The sequence below is a fragment of the Mycobacterium sp. 050128 genome, from assembly GCF_036409155.1.
Lineage (GTDB): Bacteria > Actinomycetota > Actinomycetes > Mycobacteriales > Mycobacteriaceae > Mycobacterium.
In genome coordinates, this window is sequence record NZ_JAZGLW010000002.1 from 656,718 (window position 1) to 678,302 (window position 21,585).

Sequence of the window (21,585 nt, forward strand, 5' to 3'; positions counted from 1 at the left end):
CACCATCGGGTCACGGTCCAGCAGCAAATCTTTCGTGCACCTCACCAGCTATTCTCCGCGCGCAACTTCTGTTGTAAAAGTTTCTATAGTGACTGGTGTGACTCAACGGGCCAACCGACTGATTCACGTCCCCGCAAGGAGGCGGCGGCCGATCCCCAACGCGGGGGTCGTCGCGAGTCATCGAACGGCGGCCGCGGCGCCCACAGCACCGAGGCCGTAACCCGACAGAGTTCAGGAAGGCTGGAACTCCAATGAAGCGCATCTATTCGTTTGCCATCGGTCTCGCCATCTTGGCGGCCCCGATGGCCGCCGCCCCGGAGATCGCGGCCGCCGACCCGGGCGCCCGGTCGATGGACTACCAGCAGGCCACCGACGTCGTCGTGATGCGCGGTCTGTCGCAGCGCGGCGTGCCGTTCTCGTGGGCCGGCGGCGGAATCAACGGCCCTTCCCGCGGCACCGGGACGGGCATCAACACCGTCGGCTTCGACGCCTCGGGTTTGATGCAGTACGCCTATGCCGGCGCCGGCATCAGGTTGCCGCGGTCGTCGGGCGCGATCTACCGGTTCGGCCAGAAGGTCCTGCCGCAGCAGGCCCAGAAGGGCGACATGATCTTCTACGGCCCTGAAGGCACGCAAAGCGTCGCGATGTACCTCGGCAACAACCAGATGCTCGAGGTCGGCGACGTCGTGCAGGTCTCGCCGGTGCGTACGGCCGGCATGACGCCGTACCTGGTCCGCGTTATCGGCGTACCGCTGCAGCAACTGCCCGCGCAGCCGGCTCCGGCGCAGCAGGTCCCGGGCCAGGCCCCGCTGCAGCAGCCGCCGACCCAGCAGGCACCGCTGCAACAGGCCCCGCTGCAACAGCTGCCCACCCAGCAGGCACCGCTCCAGCAGGCCCCGCTGCAACAGCTGCCCACCCAGCAGGCACCGCTGCAGCAGGCGCCGCTGCAGCAATTGCCTGCCCAGGCGGGGCCCGTGCAACAGCCGGCGCCCGCACCGCCGGCGCTGCCGCAACTGCCGAACCTGCAGACACTTCTGCAGCCGGCTCCTGCGCGGTAGTCTCCGCGACCGTTCCCGACCGCCACCTGCTCCGCTGAGCAGCCTCGCCACCAGGCGAGCGCTGCGGAGCAGGTGGCGTTTTTGGGTAAATTACTGGTGATCATGCCGACCTCACCGCCCCAGACCCCTGCCGCCACGGCGGATCCGGGCGGGTCAGAGGTGCGCGCGAAGGGGTCTGCCGGGTTTTATCGCTACGATCTCGACGGCTTGCGCGGCATCGCGATCGCGCTGGTCGCCGTGTTCCACATCTGGTTCGGCCGGGTCTCCGGCGGGGTGGACGTGTTCCTGGCGCTGTCGGGGTTCTTCTTCGGCGGCAAAATCCTGCGCGCCGCGCTCAACCCCGCCGTCTCGCTGTCGCCCGTCGCCGAAATCACCCGGCTGATCCGACGTCTGGTGCCCGCCCTGGTCGTGGTGCTGGCCGCGAGTGCGGTGCTTACCATCCTGGTACAGCCGCAAACCCGCTGGGAGACCTTCGCCGACCAGAGCCTGGCCAGTCTCGGCTACTACCAGAACTGGGAGCTGGCGAACACCGCATCGGACTACCTGCGGGCGGGCGAGGCCGTCAGCCCGTTGCAGCACATCTGGTCCATGTCGGTGCAGGGACAGTTCTACGTCGCCTTCCTGCTGCTGGTCGCGGGCTGCGCCGTGCTGTTCCGCCGCCCGCTCAAGACCCGCCTGCGCACGCTGTTCGTGGTGCTGCTGAGCGCCCTGACGATCGCCTCGTTCGGTTATGCGATCTTCGCCCACGCCGACGACCAGTCGATCGCCTATTACGACAGCTTTGCCCGCGGCTGGGAGCTGCTGCTGGGCGCGCTCGTCGGCGCGGTCGTGGCCGACATCCGGTGGCCGATGTGGCTGCGGACCGCGGCCGCCTCCGTCGCGCTGGCGGCGGTCGTGTCCTGCGGGGCCCTGATCGACGGCGTCGACGAGTTTCCCGGCCCGTGGGCCCTGGTACCGGTCGGCGCCACGATGCTGATGATCCTGGCCGGCGCCAACCTGCCGGGCGATGCGGACACCAGCGGGCGGCTGCCGCTGCCGAATCGGCTGCTGGCCACCCGGCCCCTGGTGGAGCTGGGCGCCATTGCGTACTCGCTGTATCTATGGCACTGGCCGCTGCTCATCTTCTGGCTGTCCTACACCGGCCACAAGCACGCCAATTTCGCCGAGGGCGCGGCGGTGCTGCTGATCTCCGGCGTGCTGGCGTACCTGACCACTCAGCTCGTCGAGGACCCGCTGCGCTATCGGGCGCCCCAGGGTTCGGTCGCGGCGCCGGCACTGCCGTTGTGGTCGCGGTTGCGCAGGCCGACGATGGCGCTGGGCGCGGCGGTGGTGCTGCTGGGCGTCACGCTGACCGCGACGTCGTTCACCTGGCGCCAGCACGTCACGGTCTTGCGGGCCGCGGGCAAGGAACTGTCCGTACTCAACCCGCAGGACTACCCCGGCGCCCGCGCCCTGACCGAACACGTGCGGGTCCCGACGCTGCCGATGCGGCCCAGCGTCCTGGAGGTCAAAAACGACCTGCCGGCCACCACCCGGGACGGCTGTATCAGTGACTTCGTCAACCCCGCGGTGGTCAACTGCGTCTACGGCGACCTCGCCGCGACCCGGACCATCGCACTGGCCGGCGGGTCGCACGCCGAACACTGGCTGCCGGCACTGGATGTACTCGGACACGCCCATCACTTCAAAGTTGTGACATATCTCAAAATGGGCTGCCCGCTGTCCACCGAACAGGTCCCGCTGATCATGGGAAACAACGCGCCCTACCCCCAGTGCCGGGAGTGGGTGCAGGCGACGATGGACAAGCTGATCTCTGATCGCCCCGACTACGTCTTCACCACCACGACCCGGCCGTGGAACATCAAGACCGGCGACGTGATGCCCGCGACCTACATCGGGATCTGGCAGACGTTGTCCGACAACAACATTCCGATCCTCGGCATGCGCGACACCCCGTGGCTGGTCAAGAACGGCCAGCCGTTCGACCCCGCCGACTGCTTGGCCAAGAAGGGCGGCAACGCGACGTCGTGCGCGATCAAACGCTCCGATGTGTTGTCCGACCGCAACCAAACCCTGGATTTCGTCGAGCAATTCCCGCTACTCAAGGTGCTCGACATGTCAGATGCCATCTGCCGCGCCGATGTCTGCCGCCCGGTCGAGGGAAACGTGCTGATCTACCACGGCGCTCATCACCTGACCCCCACCTACATGCGAACCTTGGCCCACGCGCTCGGCCTGCAGATCGCGGCTGCCACCGGCTGGTGGTAGCCCGGACAGGACCGTCCGCCGCGGATAAGGTCAAGTGGTGCCGTCAACCAACCCGGCTTCCCGACCGGCCGCAGCATCGGGTGCTGCGACAGCGGACGAGGCCATACCCACGCTGCCCACCGTTTGGCCCGGGGGCGCCTATCCCCTCGGGGCCACCTATGACGGGGCGGGCACTAACTTTTCGCTGTTTTCCGAGATCGCCGAACAGGTCGACCTGTGCCTGATCGACGAGCGCGGCAACGAATCGCGGATCCCGCTCGACGAGGTCGACGGATACGTCTGGCACGCCTATCTGCCGAACATCACCCCCGGTCAGCGCTACGGATTCCGGGTGCACGGACCGTTCGATCCGGCGGCCGGCCATCGGTGCGATCCGAGCAAGCTGCTGCTTGACCCATACGGGAAGTCGTTCGACGGGGATTTCACCTGGGGACAGGCGCTGTTCTCCTATGACCTCAAGGCCATCGACCCGAACGGCGACACCGCGGCCACCGGCACTCCCCCGATGATCGACTCCCTGGGCCACACGATGACCAGCGTGGTGATCAACCCGTTCTTCGACTGGGCCTTCGATCGCGCGCCGCTGACCCCCTACCACGAGACGGTGATCTACGAGGCCCACGTCAAGGGGCTGACCAAGACGCATCCCGGCATACCCGAGGGACTGCGCGGCACCTACGCCGCGCTGGCCCATCCGGTGATCATCGATCACCTCAAGTCGCTCAACGTCACCGCGCTGGAACTCATGCCGGTACACCAGTTCATGCACGACGAGCGGCTGCTCGACCTCGGGTTGCGAAACTACTGGGGTTACAACACCTTCGGGTTCTTCGCCCCGCACTACCAGTACGCATCGAACCGGCAGGCGGGCGGCGCGGTCGCCGAATTCAAGATGATGGTGCGCAGCCTGCACGAAGCCGGCATCGAGGTCATCCTCGACGTGGTCTACAACCACACCGCCGAAGGCAACCACCTGGGGCCGACGATCAACTTCCGCGGCATCGACAACGGCGCCTATTACCGGCTCGTCGACGAGGACCTGCGGCTGTACAAGGACTACACCGGCACCGGCAACAGCCTCAACCCCCGCCACCCGCACGTCCTGCAGCTGATCATGGACTCGCTGCGCTACTGGGTGATCGAGATGCACGTGGACGGGTTCCGCTTCGACCTGGCCGCCACGCTGGCCCGCGAGCTGCACGACGTGGACCGATTGAGCGCGTTCTTCGATCTGGTCCAACAGGACCCAATCGTCAGCCAGGTCAAATTGATCGCCGAGCCCTGGGATGTCGGCGAGGGCGGTTATCAGGTCGGCAACTTCCCGGGTTTGTGGACCGAGTGGAATGGGAAGTATCGCGATACTGTGCGTGACTACTGGCGGGGCGAGCCCGCAACCCTGGGCGAGTTCGCTTCCCGGCTGACCGGGTCGTCGGACCTGTATGAGGCGAGCAGCCGGCGCCCCAGCGCCAGTATCAACTTCGTCACTGCGCACGACGGGTTCACCCTCAACGACCTGGTCTCTTACAACGAGAAACACAACGAGGCCAACGGCGAGGACAACCGCGACGGGGAAAGCCACAACCGGTCCTGGAACTGTGGGGTCGAGGGTCCCACCGACGACCCCGAGATCACCGAGCTGCGCTGCCGGCAGATGCGCAACTTCTGGGCCACGCTGATGGTCAGCCAGGGCACGCCGATGATCGCACACGGCGACGAACTCGGCCGCACTCAGCAGGGTAACAACAACGCCTACTGCCAGGACTCCGAATTGGCTTGGATGGACTGGTCTTTGGTGGACAAGAATGCCGACCTGCTGGCCTTCACCCGCAAGGTGACCAAGCTGCGCAGGAAGCATCCGGTGTTTCGTCGGCGCCGGTTCTTCGACGGCGAGCCGATTCGCAGCGGGGACGAAGTCCGCGACATCGCCTGGCTGACGGCAAGTGGCCGGGAGATGACGCACGACGACTGGAACCAGGGTTTGGACAAGTGTGTCGGGGTATTCCTCAACGGTGAGGCGATTACCGCGCCCAATTCCAGGGGGGAACGAGTTGTGGACGATTCATTCCTGTTGTGTTTCAACGCCCACAGCCGCGACGTGGAATTCGTCACGCCGCACGACGACTATGCGCAGGAATGGACAGTAGTGCTGGATACCAATCATCCCGCCGGCAAGGCCGATCTGGTTGTTGCCGCCGAAGAAAAGATCGCGGTGCCTGGGCGCTCGGTGTTGATCCTGCGAAAGACCGCCTAACACATGGCTTTTCCGGTGCGTTCTACCTACCGGTTGCAGTTGCGCGGAGCCGAGAGTGGTAGCGCCTTTACCTTCGCCGACGCCGAAAACCTGCTGGACTACCTCGACGATCTCGGGGTATCGCATCTGTATCTGTCCCCGATCCTGACCGCGGTCAGCGGCTCGGGTCACGGCTACGACGTGACGGATCCGACGACGGTGTCGCCGGAGCTGGGCGGCGCCGAAGGATTGGCCCGGCTGTCCGCGGCGGCGAAGTCCCGCGGCCTGGGCCTGATCGTCGACATCGTGCCCAACCACGTGGGCGTCGACCAGCCCCAGCAGAATCCGTGGTGGTGGGATGTGTTGCGGCACGGCCGATCATCGGACTACGCAACGTTTTTCGATATCGACTGGGATCTCGACTCGCACGGCCGCATCGTGCTGCCGGTGCTGGGTTCCGACGACGACGCCGCAGACCTGACCGTCGACGGCGACCTGCTGCGGTTGGGCGATCTGGCGCTGCCGATCGCCCCGGGCACCGGCGAGGGCACCGGCCCCGAGGTACACGAGCGTCAGCACTACCGGTTGGTGGGCTGGCGTAACGGCGTCGTCGGCTATCGGCGTTTCTTCTCGATCACCTCGCTGGCGGGCCTGCGCCAGGAGGATCGCGCGGTGTTCGACGCCAACCACGCGGAGATCGCCCGCTGGTTCCGCGAGGAACTTGTCGACGGTGTGCGCATCGACCATCCCGACGGATTGACCGATCCCAGCGGGTATTTGGCGTGGCTGCGTGAATTGCTGGGGCCCACGGCGTGGATCGTGATCGAGAAGATCCTGGCCGTCGACGAGGCGCTGGAGCCGACATTGCCGATCCAGGGCACCACCGGCTACGACGTACTGCGGGAAGCCGGTGGCGTTTTCGTCGACCCGGAAGGGGCCCCCGCGCTGACCCAGCTTGTCGAGTCCGCCGGTGTGGACTATCACGGCATCCCCCAGTTGCTGGCCGACCTCAAGGTGTCGGTGGCCACCGACAGTCTCGGCAGTGAGCTGGGCAGGCTGCGGCGGGCGATCGTGGGCGCCGCCGGGACGGATCACCCGCAGCTGCCCGCGGCCGTGGCCGCGCTGCTCAGCCACATCGACGTCTACCGAAGCGACTACCTGGGCCTTAGCGCCGTCCTGCCCACCGCACTCGCCGAAACCCAAGCCGCGCAACCGGAACTGGGGCCGGCACTGCAAGTGCTCACCGCGGCGCTGGCGCACGGCGGCGAGCCGGCCGCGCGCCTGCAACAACTGTGCGGTGCGGTGACCGCCAAGGCCGTCGAGGACTGCTTGTTCTATCGCGACGCCCGGCTGGTTTCGCTCAACGAGGTGGGCGGCGAACCGCGCCGGTTCGGCGTCGGCGCCGCGGAGTTTCACCAGCGCGCCGCCACCCGGGCCCGGCTGTGGCCGCAGGCGATGACCACGTTGTCCACTCACGACACCAAACGCGGCGAGGACGTGCGCGCCCGCATCGGGGTGCTGTCCCAGGTGCCCTCGCTGTGGGCGGAGTTCGTCGCCCGTTGGGAAGTCCAGACGCCCTCCCCCGATGCCGCCACCGGACAGTTCCTGTGGCAGAACATCTTCGGCGTGTGGCCGCTTAGCGGCGAAGTCACCGCCCAGCTGCGCCACCGGTTGCACGGATACGCCGAGAAGGCCATCCGGGAGGCGGCGCTGCACACCTCGTGGAACGAACCGGACTCCGAGTTCGAGGATGCTGTGCACGGATGGTTGGACGCCGTGCTGGACGGGCCGGTGGCCGGCCAGCTGACCGAGCTTGTCGCCCAACTCAATCCGCACGCCGCCAGCGATGCGCTGGGCCAGAAGCTACTCGCGCTGACGGTGCCCGGCATCCCCGACGTCTACCAGGGCACCGAGCTCTGGGACGACAGCCTGGTCGACCCCGACAACCGTCGACCCGTCGACTATGCCGCGCGCCGGGCCGCTCTCGGCGAGTTGGCGCACCCCAAGCTGCGCGTCGTCACCACGGCGCTGCGGGTGCGCCGTTCCCATCCGGAGACCTTCGGGCACGGTGGCTACCTTCCCGTGCTCGCCGACGGCGAGGCCAGCGATCACGTGCTGGCCTTCAGCCGCGGTGACGACATCGTGGTCGCGGTGACTCGCTGGACGGTGCGCCTGACCGAAACGGGCTGGGGCAATACTGTTTTGGCATTGCCCGACGGCACCTGGAAAGACACACTCACCGGCGCCATCGCCGACGGTCCGACGTCGGCGGCCCAGCTGTTCGCAGACCTGCCCGTCGTCTTATTGGAGCGCCACCATGGCTGAATTCCGGGTCTGGGCTCCCAAGCCCGCACAGGTACGCCTCGACGTCGACGGCGCGGTGCACGCGATGACACGCACACAGGACGGCTGGTGGCACGCGACCGTCGACGCACCGTCGGATGCGCGCTACGGGTTCCTGCTCGACGACGACCCCAAGGTGCTGCCCGACCCGCGATCCGCACGCCAACCCGACGGCGTGCACGCCCGCTCACAATTGTGGGAACCCGGCGACACCTGGACGGACGGCGACTGGGCGGGCCGTTCGGTCGAAGGGGCGGTGATCTACGAGCTGCATATCGGCACCTTCACCGCGGCGGGTACCTTCGACGCCGCGATCGAAAAGCTGGACTATCTGGTCGATCTCGGGATCGACTTCGTCGAACTGATGCCGGTCAACTCCTTCGCCGGAACCCACGGCTGGGGATACGACGGCGTGCTGTGGTACAGCGTACACGAACCCTACGGCGGTCCGGACGGCTTGGTCCGGTTCGTCGACGCCTGCCACGCACGAGGTTTGGGCGTGTTGATCGACGCGGTGTTCAACCACTTGGGCCCATCGGGAAATTACCTGCCGCGGTTCGGACCGTACCTGTCGTCGGGGAGCAACCCGTGGGGCGAGGGCGTCAACATCGCCGATGCCGACTCCGACGAGGTACGCCGCTACATCATCGGTTGCGCGCTGCGGTGGATGCGCGACTTTCACGCCGACGGGCTGCGGCTGGACGCGGTGCACGCGCTAGTGGACACCACGGCCGTCCACATCCTCGAAGAGATGGCGGGCGAAACCGATTGGCTGTCACAACAAGTGGGCCGGCCGCTGTCGCTGGTCGCCGAAAGCGACATGAACGATCCGCGGCTGATCACCCCGCGTGATCACTACGGCTACGGGATCACCGCGCAGTGGGACGACGACATCCACCACGCCATCCACACCGCGGTGTCCGGCGAACGCCAGGGCTACTACGCGGACTTCGGTTCGCTGGCCACGCTGGCCGACACGCTGCGCCGTGGCTTCTTTCACGCCGGCACCTATTCGTCGTTCCGCCGGCGCCGGCACGGCCGGCCGCTGGACACCAAAGCCATCCCGGCGAGCCGGTTGCTCGCCTATACCTGCACGCACGATCAGGTCGGCAATCGTGCGCTCGGCGACCGGCCGTCCCAGTACCTCGCCGCCGGCCAGCTGGCGATCAAAGCCGCCCTGGTGCTCGGGTCGCCCTACACCACAATGCTTTTCATGGGTGAGGAATGGGGAGCGTCGACACCGTTTCAGTTCTTCAGCTCGCATCCCGAACCGGAGCTGGCCCGAGCCACCGCCGAGGGGCGAAAGGCCGAGTTCGCCGAGCATGGCTGGGATGCCGACGATATCCCCGACCCGCAGGATCCGCAGACCTTCCTGCGCTCCAAGCTGAACTGGGGCGAGCTCGACGCCGGGGAGCATGCACGGTTGCTCGCGTTCTATCGGGATCTGATCACCCTGCGGCGCGGCGACCCCGACATGGCCAACCCCTGGCTGGAGCATCTCACCGTCGACTACGACGAGGAGCTGCGCTGGATCACGTTGTCACGCGGGCAGTTACGCATAGCGTGCAACCTCGGCGACGAACCGGTCACGGTCCCGGCCGCGGGCGATGTCGTCCTGGCGTGGGGAGAGCCGAGCGTCGGCGATGGCGGCACCGTGCTGCAAGGGCATTCGGTCGCAATCCTGCGGCACGGATAGGACTCGACCCACCGCGCCATGTGTGATCCGCGGGAAACTCGCGCTGCGCAACGCGCTGTTCCACGAAATCCTGGCAGCAGGCGGCAAGTCTAAACGCTGGAACGGCCCGCGCTGCGCATCGACTCGGCGATCGACTCCGCGAGCGGATCGATCTCGGCCTCGGCCAAATCGGCGATGGTGACCCGGATTCCGGCCTGTGTAGCGATCCGGAACCGCGAACCGGGCGCGGTGGCCCATCCCGAATTGATCAGCCGGGTGATCGCGACCGTCTCGTCGGGCACCGGGATCCACACGTTGAGTCCGGACCGGCCGTGAGCGGCAATCCCACGGTCGGCCAGCGCGGCACACAGCCGGGTGCGGTTGTCGGTGTAGCGCTGCTCGGCTTGGTGAATGAGACGCTCGGCGGCGTCGTCGGACCACAACCCGACCGCGAGATCCTGCAGTAGATGGCTCACCCATCCCGGCCCCAGCCGAAGTCGCCCGTGCACGCGCTCGACGGTCCGCTGATCTCCGGCGAGAACGGCCACCCGCAGATCGGGGCCATACGCCTTCGACGCCGACCGCACGAATGCCCAGTGACCGCTCGACCCGGCCAGCGAATGCAGCGGCACACCGGAGATGCCGGCGCAATGGTCATCCTCGACCACGAGAACGTCACGGCCGGTCAATAGCGCGCGCAGCTCGCCGGCGCGCTGTGCGGACAGCGCCGCGCCGGTCGGGTTCTGCGCGCGCGTGGTGATGACCAGCGCGCGCACCCCGCGGCTTAGCGCCCGCCCCACATCGGCAAGCAGGGGCCCGTCGTCGTCCACCCGTACCGGCTCGACCGAAAGTCCCAGCGCGGCAATCAAATCCAGCAGGTTGGCCCAGCCCGGATCCTCGACGGCTATCCGGTCGCCGGGGCGCAGATGCGCAGTGAGCGCCCGCTCGATGCCGTCCAGCGCCCCACTGGTCACCGCGAGATGGTCGGCCGGAACGCCGTCGGCGCTCAACGCGTCACGGGCAGCGGCGACCAGCTCCGGCGACATGGCCGGCTCGCCGTACAGCACCGGGTGTCCACGCGAATCATTAAGTGGCACAGCAGCAATAGGTAGCAGCGCGGGATCCGGGTTGCCGGTAGACAAATCACGCACGCCCGCCGGGATGTCCAGGCTGAGCAGCGACCGCGGCGTGGTCGCGGGACGGTGGCGCACCCGGGTACCTCGCCGGCCCGAGGTTTCGACGGCCCCGCGATCGCGCAGCAGGCGGTAGGCCGCGGCAGCCGTGTTGGCGTTCACGCCGAGTCGCGCGGCCAGGTCGCGCACCGGGGGCAGCGCGTCGCCGGGCGCCAGGGCACCACTCGAGATTCCCTCTTCGATGTTGGCGGCTATGGACTCCGCACCCGTCCCGGCTATGCTGTATTGCACTGGCACAGTTAACATTATGTACTATTACAATAGTGAAGGCAATCCGATGGACTATCGCCCCACGTCTCGCACGACGCCCACCCGCTACCGGGAACGCGCCCGCTACGACCGCGACACGGTCCATCGCATCCTGGACGAGGCCCTGACCTGTCACCTGGGCTACCTCAGCGCCGGCCGCCCGGTGGTGTTGCCGACCACGCACGCCCGCCTCGGCGAAACCCTCTACCTGCACGGGTCGACCGGGAGCCGGCCGATGCGCAGTGCCGGCGAGGGCCTGCCCGTGTGCGTCACCGCCACCCTGGTCGACGGGCTCGTGCTGGCCCGCTCGGCGTTCCACCATTCGCTGGTGTATCGCTCGGTGATGGTGCTCGGCGATGCCCGCCTCGTCGACGACCCGGCGGAAAAGTCGCGGGCGCTGAACGGATTTCTCGACCACATCGCGCCCGGACGGGCCGCCGACTGCCGGGCGCCGAATGCGCGCGAGCTCGCCGCGACCGCGGTGCTCGCCCTCGACCTGGTCGAGGTCTCGGCCAAGGTGCGCGACGGCGGGCCCGTCGACGAGCCGGAGGATTACCCGCTGGCCCACTGGGCCGGCGTGGTTCCGCTGCGTCTGACGGCCGGTGCACCGATACCGGCGCACGACCTCGATGCCGCTACCCCGGTGCCGGACTATCTGACGTCGTACTCGCGGTGACTAGAGCAGCAGATAGCGGTAGGCCGGCGAGCCCGGCTGCAGCGTCTCGAAGTGGATCTCGGTCTCGCGCATCCGGTCCAGCAGGTCGTCCAGGTCGGCCGACGAACCCAGCTGAATGCCGACCAGCGCCTCGCCGGTCTCGCGGTTGTTGCGCTTGACGTACTCGAACAGGGTGATGTCGTCGTGGGGCCCGAGCACGTCGTCGAGGAACCGGCGCAACGCACCGGGCTCCTGCGGGAAGTCGACCAGGAAGTAGTGCTTGAGGCCGAGGTGGACCAGTGAGCGCTCGAGCACCTCGCCGTAGCGCGACACGTCGTTGTTGCCGCCGGAGATGAGGCACACGACGGTGGACCCGGGCTCGACGTCGGCTTCCAGCAGGCCGGCCACGGACAGGGCGCCCGCCGGCTCGGCGATGATGCCCTCGTTCTGGTAGAGGTCCAGCATCGCGGTGCACACGGCACCCTCGTCGACCGTCGTGATCGACACCATGTCGCCCGCGGCGGCCAGAGCGGCATGCGTCAACGTTCCCGCCCGCTTCACCGCGGCGCCGTCGACGAACTGGTCGACATGGTCGAGCGTCACCGGCTCGCCGGCGGCCAGCGCCGCCATCATCGCCGCGGCACCGGCCGGTTCGACGCCCAGCACCGCGGTGGTCGTCGTGCGTTCGGACAGGTAGGTCGTGATGCCCGCGATGCAGCCACCGCCACCCACCGGGACCACCACCAGGTCGGGCTCCGCGAAACCAAGCTTGTCCAGCTGGTCCAGCACCTCGACGGCGATCGTGCCCTGGCCGGCGATCGTGCGCGGGTCGTCGTACGGCGGCACCAGCGTCGCACCGGTGCGCTTCACATCCTCGAGTGCCGCCTCGGCGGCCATGTCGTAGGTCGATCCGCCCACGATCAGCTCGATGAAGCTCTCCCCGTGGTAGCGGATCCGGTCGCGCTTCTGCTTGGGCGTTTTGGCCGGTACGTAGACCCGGCCGTGCACGCCGAGGGTCCGGCAGGCGTACGCGAAGCCCTGCGCGTGGTTGCCGGCCGAGGAGCACACCACGCCGGCGCCGATCTCCGCGTCGGACAGTTGCACCAGCAAGTTGTACGCGCCGCGCAGCTTGTAGGAACGCACAATCTGCAGGTCTTCGCGCTTGAGGTAAACCTGCGCACCGGTGATCGCCGACAGTCGATCGCTGTACTGCAGCGGGGTCGGAGTGACTACCGCGGCGATCCGCTGAGCAGCGCTGTCAATGTCGGCCGCGCACAGCGGTGACACGTTCGGGCTCTGGGTCGGTTCGGCGGACACCGGTTAATGGTGCCACGCACCCCCCGCCACCTGCCTAATCGGCTCAGCTCACCGGGGTCAGCACGAACACCGGAATCTGGCGATCGGTCTTCGTCTGGTACTCGGCGTAGTCCGGCCAGGCCGCCACGGCACGCTCCCACCACACGGCCTTCTCGTCCCCGAACACCTCGCGGGCGTCGTAGTCACGGGTGACCGACCCGTCCTGCAGCTCGACCCGCGGGTTCTTGACGATGTTGTGGTACCAAACCGGGTTCTTCGGGGCGCCGCCGAGCGAGGCGACCACGGCGTACTCGCCGTCGTGCTCGACGCGCATCAGCGGCGTCTTGCGCAGCTTGCCGGTCTTGGCGCCGATCGTCATCAGCAGAATGATGGGCTTGCCCTTCATGTCCGCTGCGTCGGCTCCACCGGATTCGGCGTACTTGTCGGCTTGTTCGCGGGACCAATCCCAGGGGCTGGGGGCGTATTCACCTTCTAGTGGCATGGCACCACTGTATGCCCGTATCGGTGCCGCGGGGCGGGCGCGAATTGGCGCGCAAGCGGTTTGGAGTTAGACCTGCGCCCGGGCGAGTTCGGCGATCGCGTTGACGCGTCGGGTCGCGGTCGCGATCTCGTCCGCGAACTCCTGGCGACGCTTGGCGAGTTGCTCGGAATCCGAACCCTCGACCAGCTCACGGTGGCGCGCCAGCCGCAGCGCGGTCTTGAACAACTCCATCGACCTCGACTCGGCGCTGGCGATTCTGCGCTGCAGCTCCCACTGCTTGCCCAACTCCAGACATTCGGCGAGGAAGGCGTTTTCGTCCAGGGACTCGTCCGCGAGGGCGGCCAGCCGGTCGGCGACGATGTGGTACGCGTCGAGGAACGGCCGCAACACCAAGTGCGCCAACAGCACATCGGCCGATGCCAGCAGCCCGCGCACGTCGGCGGCGGCCGCGGCGTGGCTGGTGTCCGCCGCCCCGATCAGGCGTACCTCGTCGGCGAGCTCCTTTTCGAACTGGGCACGGCCGGAGAACAGGAACTCGAACTTCAGCAACTCACGCAGGCTCAGCGCCTCGTCGCGCACCGTCACCGGCGACACCATGCCATCCGCCGAATTCTCGGCGTTTTCGGCAGCGGCCAGCAACGCCGTCTCGGCGATCGCGCGATCGACCAAAATGTGGATCGCGGTATTGCGGTAGAACGCCGCGACCAGGTGCTGGTCCTCGCCGATCCCCCACACCGCCTCGGTGCCGGCGTCATACACGCTGACCACACCGGAGGCGACGAGCTGGTGCAACGTCCACCGGATGGTGGAGCGATTCGTCAGGTCCGCGGCGCCGGCGACCGACCAGTTTCGCGCCGTGATGTAGCTGGCCAGCGGTCGCACGGTGGCCAGCACCTCGCTGATCGACAACGACCGGTCCGCGCCCAGCAACGCCAGGTTCACCACCGCGGTGGGAGTGACCGGTGTCGCGCGGTTGATCCGGTGCTCGACATCGAGTGCGATGCGTTCGATTTCGGTCCCGGTCACCGCTTCCTCGCCGCGCATCTCCTCGAGGCGTTTGCGCAGCGGCAGCGGTTCGCCGAAGTCCAGGTAAGCGCGACCGAGCCGCTTGCCTTGCTGTCGCGCCAAGCCGACCAGGAAGCGAAAGTCTTCGGGCCGCTTCTTTGCCCCGTAGGCTTCGGTGGTCATCGCCTCGACCTCGTGCAGCTGGTCGTACACGATGGAGGTCGGCACCAAAAACACTTCGGGACCGTCGATTTCGTCGACGGCGTCGGTGAGGTAGCGCAGGATGCCGAACACCGGTGGCCGCAGCTTGCCGGTCCGGGTGCGCCCTCCCTCGATCGACCAGGTGAGGTTCGTGTGGTTTTGCACCAATTGAGCGGTGTACGCGCGCAGCACGAACCGGTAGACGGGAATGTCTTTGGTCTGGCGCCGGATGAAGATCGTCCCGGTGCGCTTGGCGAAGGCGCCCATCGGGAAGAAATTGAGATTGGCTCCGCCGAACGTAAAGGCGGGCGAGAGCCGGTTGGCCACGATCATCTCCGGCAGCAGCATGCCGTCCAGGTACGACCGGTGCGAAAAGGCAAAGGCCAACGTCGCTTTGCGATCCAGCTTGCGCAGCTGCGCGATCTGGTCCTCGTCGACCAGCACGTCGTAAGCCCGCATCAGCCAGCGGCTGAACCCGCGCCACCCCTGCACCGCCCGCTCGTCCAGGGAGGCCGCCATCTCGCGCAGGTAGACAGCCGCCTCGGCCCGCACGTCACCGGGGTCGCGGTCGAGCTCGTCGGCCAGCTTGGCCAGCCTCTCGTCGTACCACGGCGCGCCCAGCAACTGGGCCACGGCAGCCGGATCGGTCGATAGCGGCGTCACGGATTCGTCGATAATCCCGCTGCGCTGCAACAGCTTTCGTGCTCTACCGCGGCCGAGTTCACGCGCTGTCGCGAGCCGCCGGCCGGTCATACCGCTCGCACCGTTCTCGTCATTCGCGTTCTCCTTAAGGTGTCGCCGGGTGGCGGGACCGGCTTCTCACCATGCGCGTTCTCCACATCCCTCGGTGAGCGTACGTCCGCCGTTGGGTGGCACGGAACACATTCCGCCATTTCGCGGCCCGACCGACCTGCCCGATCGGTGGGCGCCGAGTACGTTCGGATGATGCGGCCCCAACCCCGGATCGGCGCGAGCCATCTCTCGCCGCTCGAGGAGACCGCGTTGCTCACCCAATACGCCCGAGCGCTGGACAGCCAATGGGCGCGGCCCATTCTCGCCGACTCGCTCGCCGCGGACATCGTCGACAAGATCGACTACGACTTCGCGGGTCTCGGCATCCCGGCAAGCGTGATCTGCCAGACGGCGCTGCGCGCCAAGATGCTCGACGAGCGGGTACGCGCCTTCACCGCCGAGCACCCCGATGCCGTTGTCGTCGATCTGGGCGCCGGGCTGGACTCGGGCCCGTTTCGGGTGCAGCCGCCCGCCACCGTCGACTGGTACAGCGTCGACCTTCCGGGTGTCAGCGCGCTGCGCCGCCAGCTGTTGCCGCCCAGCAAGCGCGCCCATGTGGTGACCGCCTCGCTGGCCGACCAGAGCTGGCCCAACACCATTCCCGCCGACCGGCCGGTCATGGTGATCGCCGACGGGCTGTTCGCGTTCCTGTCCGAGCCGGTGCTGATCGCCGTCTTCCGGCGCATCACCACGTATTTCACCTCGGGCGAACTGGCCTTCAACGACTACGGCCGCATCGGCTGGTTCACCCGGCTTGCGGTGAAACTGGCCCCGCAGCGAATGTTCAGCACCGTCGGCGCCCAATGGGGTTATCCGGGGTTCGAAGACCCGCGAACGCCCGAAAAATGGAATCCGCTGCTGAAGCTCGTCGAAGAGGTCAGCCTCGCCCACGCGCCCGAGGTCGAGCTGTTTCCGGGCTGGATTCGGTTCGCCACCAAGGTTTCCGGGATGTTCGAGGTGTCGGCCCGCAAAGCGCGGATCTTGCGCTACCAGTTCTAGGCCGGATGGATGCCGCAGGTGCAGGCGTCGATCGACGGACAGGTGCAGCTCATCCCCCACTCGATGACGGCCCGCGCCCGTGCCAGCGACGCCAGCTGGTCGTCGATCTGGGCGAGTTTGGCCTCGGCCAGGGCGCGGCTGGCGGGGCGCCCCGGCGCATCGTCGGCGAACAGCAGCTGGATTTCTTCCAGCGCGAAGCCGGCGGATTTGCACAGCCGGATGACCTCGAGACGGGCCACGATCGAGTCGTCGTAGCGGCGCCGGCCCGCCAACCGCGCCGGTGACGGCAGCAACCCGATCTGCTCGTAGTAGCGCAGGGTCGTCGCGGCCACCCCGGTCGCACGCGCGACGTCGCCGATCGTGAGCGAGCGGCCGGTTGCCGCGGCAGCCATCGAACCTCCCGGAATCCTCAGCACTTGACTTCGAGTCAACTCTAAGTCGTTGACTCAACACCATGCACCACAACGCACTCGGCGACGCCCGCTACGCCCTGCTCCGATCTTTCCGCCGCGACGGCATCCCCCGCGACACTCCGATCTGGTTCGCGATGGACGGCGACGCGGTGGTGTTCCGGACCAAGGTCGGCCCCAAGACCAAACGGCTGACGGCCCACCCCGACATCGAGCTGCGGGCGTGCGACCACCGCGGCCGGGTGCGCGACGGTGCGCCGACGGTGGCCGGGCGCGCCACGCTGCTGTCGGGGGCCGAGGCGCAGCGGGCCAATCGGATCCTGCACCGGCGCTACGGCTGGCAATGGAACATCGTCCCACTGGTCAAGGTGCCGGGCGTGACCAACGTGCACCGGGATCTGGGTCTGCGGGAGAAGCTGCGCCGGGCGCGCGATCGCGGGGTCTGGGCCGACAGCGTCATCGTCCGGGTCCAGCTGTCGTAATCAGCGTGCGCCTAGGCATTCGAGTGCGCGCTGGCGGCGACGACACGCCGAGCGGTCCGGCCGTGGACGCACAGCCGGGCGCTAGCTGCCCAGGCAGCCCGGGCCGAGCAGTTCCTTCAGGTCGCCCATCAGCGCCGGCGACGGCGTCACCCGCAGCGACTGATCGAGCTCCAGCGTGGTGATCCGGTCTCCACTGATCAGCCGCAGATGCACCTGGGAGGTTCCCGGATGCCGGGCCAGCACCTGCTTGAGTGCGCTCACTTTGTCGACGGTGCACTGCCGGGTGGGCAGGCTGACCGCGATCGGCCGGTTCGGCTGGGCATTGGAAAAGTCAGGCACCACAAGCTCATTGGCGATCAGCGAGATCCGGTCGTCGCGGATCGCAACCTTGGCGTTGATCAGCACCACCGCGTCGTCGACGATGTCGGCACCGTAGGCGGAGTACGCGTGCGGGAAGAACATCACCTCGATGCCACCGGTGAGGTCTTCCAATTGGGCTGACGCCCAAGGCATTCCGTTCTTGTTCACCCGCCGGTTGACCGAGGCCAGGATGCCGCCCACCCGCACCTGGGTCTCGTTGTTGACGTCGCCGTCCAGGATCGCCGGTATCTGCGTGTCCACCTGCGCGGACAACAGATGCGCCACCCCGTTGAGCGGATGTCCGGATACGTAGAGCCCCAACATTTCTCGCTCCAGGGCGAGCTTGTGCTTGTCTTCCCATTCGTCCTCGGGCACCCGGATGGTGAACACCGCGTCTCCGCCGGCATCGCCGCCGCCGAACAGGTCGTACTGGCCCATCGCCTCGGCCTTCTTGGTGCCCAGCACCGAGTCGACGGCGTCGGTGTGCACCAGGAACAGCCCCTTGCGGGCGTGCCCCAGCGAATCGAACGCGCCGGCCTTGATCAGCGACTCGGTAACCTTCTTGTTGCACGCGGAGATGTCGATCTTGTTCAGGTAATCCGAGAAATCGGTGAATTTGCTTTTCTCGCTTCGGGTTTTGATCAGCGAGCCCACCACGTTGGCACCGACATTGCGCACCGCGCCCAGGCCGAAGCGGATGTCCTTGCCGACCGACGCGAAGTTGACCAGAGACTCGTTGACGTCCGGCGGCAGCACCGTGATGCCGAGCTTGCGGCAGTCGGCCAGGTAGACCGCGGCTTTGTCCTTGTCGTCGCCCACCGACGTCAACAGCCCGGCCATGTACTCGGCCGGATAGTTGGCCTTCAGATACGCGGTCCAGTACGAGACCAGGCCGTAACCGGCGGCGTGCGACTTGTTGAACGCATAGCCGGCGAACGGAAGAATAGTGTCCCACAACGCTTTCACCGCTTTTTCGGAGAAGCCGTTGGCGGTCATACCTTCGTAGAAGCCTTTGTACTCGGCCTCGAGCACCTCGAGCTTCTTCTTGCCCATCGCCTTGCGCAGCGCGTCGGCCTTACCCATCGTGTAGGAGGCGACCTTCTGGGCGATGAACATGATCTGCTCTTGATAAACGATCAAACCGTAAGTCTCGGAAAGGATTTCGCGCAGCGGTTCCTCGAGCTGCGGGTGGATCGGCTTGATCGCCTGCCGGCCGTTCTTGCGGTCGGCGTAGTCGTTGTGGGCGTTCATGCCCATCGGTCCCGGCCGGTACAGCGCCAGCACGGCGACGATGTCGTTGAATTCGGTGGGCTGCATGCGCCGCAGCAGGTCACGCATCGGCCCGCCGTCGAGCTGGAAGACACCCAGGGTGTCGCCGCGGCCCAGCAGCTCGTAGGTGGCCTTGTCGTCGAGCGGCACGGACTCCAGGTCGAGGTCAATTCCCCTGTTGGCCTTGATGTTATCCAGCGCGTCGCCGATGATCGTCAGGTTGCGCAGGCCCAGGAAATCCATCTTCAGCAGGCCGATGGCCTCACACGAGGGGTAGTCCCAGCCGGTGATGACGGCGCCGTCCTGTGGCCGCTTCCACAGCGGGATCGCCTCGGTCAGCGGCTCGCTGCTCATGATCACCGCGCAGGCGTGCACGCCGGCGTTGCGGACCAGGCCCTCCAGGCCGCGCGCCGTCTGGTAGATCGTGCGCACGTCCGGATCGGTTTCGATCAGGCTGCGAACCTCGGATGCTTCCTTGTACCGCTCGTGGTTCGGGTCGGTGATGCCGGACAACGGAATGTCCTTGGCCATGATCGGCGGTGGCAACGCCTTGGTGATCCGGTCGGCGATCGCGAACCCGGGCTGCCCGTAGTGGATCCGTGCCGAATCCTTCAGGGCCGCTTTGGTTTTAATCGTGCCGAAGGTGATGACCTGCGCGACGCGATCGGAGCCCCACTTGTCGGCGGCGTAGCGCACCATCTCACCGCGGCGGCGGTCGTCGAAGTCGATGTCGATATCGGGGGCCGACGGACGCTCCGGGTTGAGGAAGCGCTCGAACAGCAGACCGTGCGGAATCGGGTCGATGTTGGTGATGCCCAGCGCGTAGGCCACCAGCGAGCCCGCCGCCGAACCACGCCCCGGCCCGACCCGGATATCGATCGACTTCGCGTGGTTGATCAGGTCGGCCACGATCAGGAAGTAGGCCGGAAAACCCTTGTCGCAGATGACCTTGATCTCGTACTCGGCCCGGTCGATGTATTCCTGGCCGACACCGGATCCAAAGCGCCGCTGCAGGCCCGCCATCACCTCGTGGTGCAACCAGGTCGCCTGGTCGTGTCCCTCGGGCACCGGGAAGACCGGCATCCGGTCGCGCGGCGTCCACACGTCGGCGTAGGACTGCACCCGCTCGGCGATCAGCAGGGTGGAGTCGCACGCGCCGGGCACCTCGCCGTCCCAGATCTGGCGCATCTCGGCGGCCGACTTCAGGTAGTAGCCGTCGCCGTCGAACTTGAACCGGTTCGGGTCCGACAGCGTCTTGCCGGTCTGCACGCACAACAGCGCCTCGTGGTTATGGGAGGCGTCGCGGGTGACGTAGTGGCAGTCGTTGGTGGCCAGCGGCGGGATGCCCAGCTTGCGGCCGATCTCCAGCAAGCCGTCGCGGACTCGCGTCTCGATGGACAGCCCATGGTCCATCAGCTCGAGGAAGAAGTTGTCGGCACCGAAGATCTCGCGCCACTTGGCGGCCGACTCCAGGGCCTCGCGCTCATGCCCCAGCCGAAGACGCGTCTGCACTTCACCCGACGGGCACCCGGTGGTGGCGATGATGCCCTCGGCGTGCTCGGCGATCAGCTCGGCGTCCATGCGCGACCACTTGCCGAGCTGCCCCTCGAAGGAGGCCAACGACGACAGCTTGAACAGGTTGCGCAGGCCGGTGGCGTTTTCGGCCACCATCGTCATGTGGGTGTAGGAGCCGCTACCCGAGACGTCGTCGGACTTCTGGCCGGGATCACCCCACAGGATCCGCTTGGTGTCGAATCGCGAGCCCGGCGCGATGTAGGCCTCGACGCCGATGATCGGCTTGATCCCGATCTTGGTCGCCGCGTTGTAGAACTCGCTGGCGCCGAACATGTTTCCGTGGTCGGTCATGCCGACCGCGGGCATTTCCAGCCGCTCCACCTCGGCCAGCATCGGCGTGATCTTCGCGGCACCATCGAGCATCGAATACTCGGTGTGGTTGTGCAGGTGCACGAACGAGGACTCGCGGCGAACACTCGCGTGAGGAGGAATCGAACCGGTCATAGGGAGGCCAGTCTATGACCGAGCACCGACGTATCCTCGGCGTGTCGCGTAGGTGTTTCTCGGGTTTCTATCCGTACAACTCGACGAAGTTCTTCAGTGACTTCTCGACGTCGCCTTTGACCGCGCGCGCCGCCGCCGATCCGACCGGGCCGAACAACGCCCGACCGCCCAGCTCAAGGCGCAAACCCAGGGTCGATCCGGCACCGCTGGACCGCACGGTCAGGGTGACGCCGTATTTGGTTCCGCCCTTGCCCGAGCCCGACATCGCCACCTCATGCGGCGGGTCCCACGTGGTCACCGTCCAGGTGACGCGGTTACGCATGCCCTTGGCGCGCGCCACGCCGATGATCTGGGTGCCTTCGGCGATCTCGTCGGGCAGATCGCTGCGCCAACCTTCATGCATCGTCAGCCAGTCGCCCAGGTCCGACAGATCCGAGACGTGGTCCCACATGTCCTGCGGGGTCATCGGGACGTCGGCGGTCAGCTCCACAGCGGCCATCAAGCCAACCTAGCCCGGCTTTGAGTGCGCGCTCAGGGTTTTGACTGCGCGCGCGGGGCGGCGCGGCTCGGCGTGTCGCC

15 protein-coding genes are annotated in these 21,585 nt (G+C 67.1%); 8 read left to right on the forward strand and 7 right to left on the reverse strand.

Annotated features, from left to right (window positions below):
• Positions 1 to 251: 251 nt before the first annotated feature.
• From ripD to treZ, 5 genes are all read left to right on the forward strand, one after another.
• Positions 252 to 1,058, forward strand: a complete 807-nt coding sequence (gene ripD, locus SKC41_RS20405; RefSeq protein ID WP_330979474.1) for an NlpC/P60 family peptidoglycan-binding protein RipD — start codon at positions 252 to 254, stop codon at positions 1,056 to 1,058.
• Between the two features lie 99 nt (positions 1,059 to 1,157).
• A complete protein-coding gene (locus SKC41_RS20410) occupies positions 1,158 to 3,326 on the forward strand; it encodes an acyltransferase family protein (RefSeq protein ID WP_330979580.1) in 2,169 nt (722 codons plus the stop codon).
• Positions 3,327 to 3,429: 103 nt separating this feature from the next.
• Positions 3,430 to 5,577, forward strand: a complete 2,148-nt coding sequence (gene glgX / locus SKC41_RS20415; protein WP_330979581.1) for a glycogen debranching protein GlgX — start codon at positions 3,430 to 3,432, stop codon at positions 5,575 to 5,577.
• 3 nt (positions 5,578 to 5,580) lie between these two features.
• The gene (treY, locus tag SKC41_RS20420; RefSeq protein ID WP_330979475.1) at positions 5,581 to 7,881 is read left to right on the forward strand and encodes a malto-oligosyltrehalose synthase; all 2,301 of its coding nucleotides are present in this window, start codon (positions 5,581 to 5,583) and stop codon (positions 7,879 to 7,881) included.
• Positions 7,874 to 9,595: a malto-oligosyltrehalose trehalohydrolase gene (gene treZ / locus SKC41_RS20425; RefSeq protein ID WP_330979476.1), complete on the forward strand. Its 1,722-nt coding sequence runs from the start codon at positions 7,874 to 7,876 to the stop codon at positions 9,593 to 9,595. The genes treY and treZ overlap by 8 nt, the downstream gene beginning before the upstream one ends.
• Before the next feature lie 89 nt (positions 9,596 to 9,684).
• Here the strand turns inward: treZ and SKC41_RS20430 are convergent, their stop codons facing one another.
• Positions 9,685 to 11,004, reverse strand: coding sequence for an aminotransferase class I/II-fold pyridoxal phosphate-dependent enzyme (locus SKC41_RS20430; RefSeq protein ID WP_330979477.1), 1,320 nt, complete (start codon positions 11,002 to 11,004; stop codon positions 9,685 to 9,687).
• A gap of 10 nt (positions 11,005 to 11,014) precedes the next feature.
• Between SKC41_RS20430 and SKC41_RS20435 the strand changes: the two genes are divergently transcribed.
• Entirely contained in the window at positions 11,015 to 11,692 is a 678-nt protein-coding gene (locus SKC41_RS20435; RefSeq protein WP_442931725.1) for a pyridoxamine 5'-phosphate oxidase family protein, read from the forward strand.
• Here SKC41_RS20435 and ilvA read toward each other — a convergent pair whose 3' ends face one another.
• The 3 genes from ilvA to SKC41_RS20450 all read right to left on the reverse strand — a co-directional run bounded on the left by ilvA (position 11,693) and on the right by SKC41_RS20450 (position 15,428).
• Entirely contained in the window at positions 11,693 to 12,988 is a 1,296-nt protein-coding gene (ilvA, locus tag SKC41_RS20440; protein WP_330979478.1) for a threonine ammonia-lyase, read from the reverse strand. It abuts the gene before it with no gap.
• Between the two features lie 43 nt (positions 12,989 to 13,031).
• Entirely contained in the window at positions 13,032 to 13,469 is a 438-nt protein-coding gene (locus SKC41_RS20445) for a nitroreductase family deazaflavin-dependent oxidoreductase (RefSeq protein ID WP_330979479.1), read from the reverse strand.
• A 66-nt stretch (positions 13,470 to 13,535) separates the two neighbouring features.
• Complete coding sequence (locus SKC41_RS20450) at positions 13,536 to 15,428, reverse strand: lysophospholipid acyltransferase (protein ID WP_330979480.1); 1,893 nt, start codon at positions 15,426 to 15,428, stop codon at positions 13,536 to 13,538.
• Between the two features lie 192 nt (positions 15,429 to 15,620).
• Here SKC41_RS20450 and SKC41_RS20455 point away from each other — a divergent pair, with 192 nt between their 5' ends.
• Complete coding sequence (locus SKC41_RS20455) at positions 15,621 to 16,466, forward strand: class I SAM-dependent methyltransferase (protein ID WP_330979481.1); 846 nt, start codon at positions 15,621 to 15,623, stop codon at positions 16,464 to 16,466.
• Here the strand turns inward: SKC41_RS20455 and SKC41_RS20460 are convergent.
• Complete coding sequence (locus tag SKC41_RS20460; protein WP_330979482.1) at positions 16,463 to 16,858, reverse strand: MerR family transcriptional regulator; 396 nt, start codon at positions 16,856 to 16,858, stop codon at positions 16,463 to 16,465. The genes SKC41_RS20455 and SKC41_RS20460 overlap by 4 nt on opposite strands.
• Before the next feature lie 62 nt (positions 16,859 to 16,920).
• Here SKC41_RS20460 and SKC41_RS20465 point away from each other — a divergent pair, with 62 nt between their 5' ends.
• Complete coding sequence (locus SKC41_RS20465) at positions 16,921 to 17,358, forward strand: PPOX class F420-dependent oxidoreductase (protein WP_330979483.1); 438 nt, start codon at positions 16,921 to 16,923, stop codon at positions 17,356 to 17,358.
• Positions 17,359 to 17,439: 81 nt separating this feature from the next.
• On the opposite strand, the gene dnaE is transcribed toward SKC41_RS20465, so the two are convergent.
• Together dnaE and SKC41_RS20475 are read right to left on the reverse strand one after the other, a co-directional pair.
• Entirely contained in the window at positions 17,440 to 21,006 is a 3,567-nt protein-coding gene (dnaE, locus tag SKC41_RS20470) for a DNA polymerase III subunit alpha (protein ID WP_330979484.1), read from the reverse strand.
• Between the two features lie 67 nt (positions 21,007 to 21,073).
• A complete protein-coding gene (locus tag SKC41_RS20475) occupies positions 21,074 to 21,505 on the reverse strand; it encodes a type II toxin-antitoxin system Rv0910 family toxin (RefSeq protein WP_330979485.1) in 432 nt (143 codons plus the stop codon).
• Between the last annotated feature and the right edge of the window lie 80 nt (positions 21,506 to 21,585).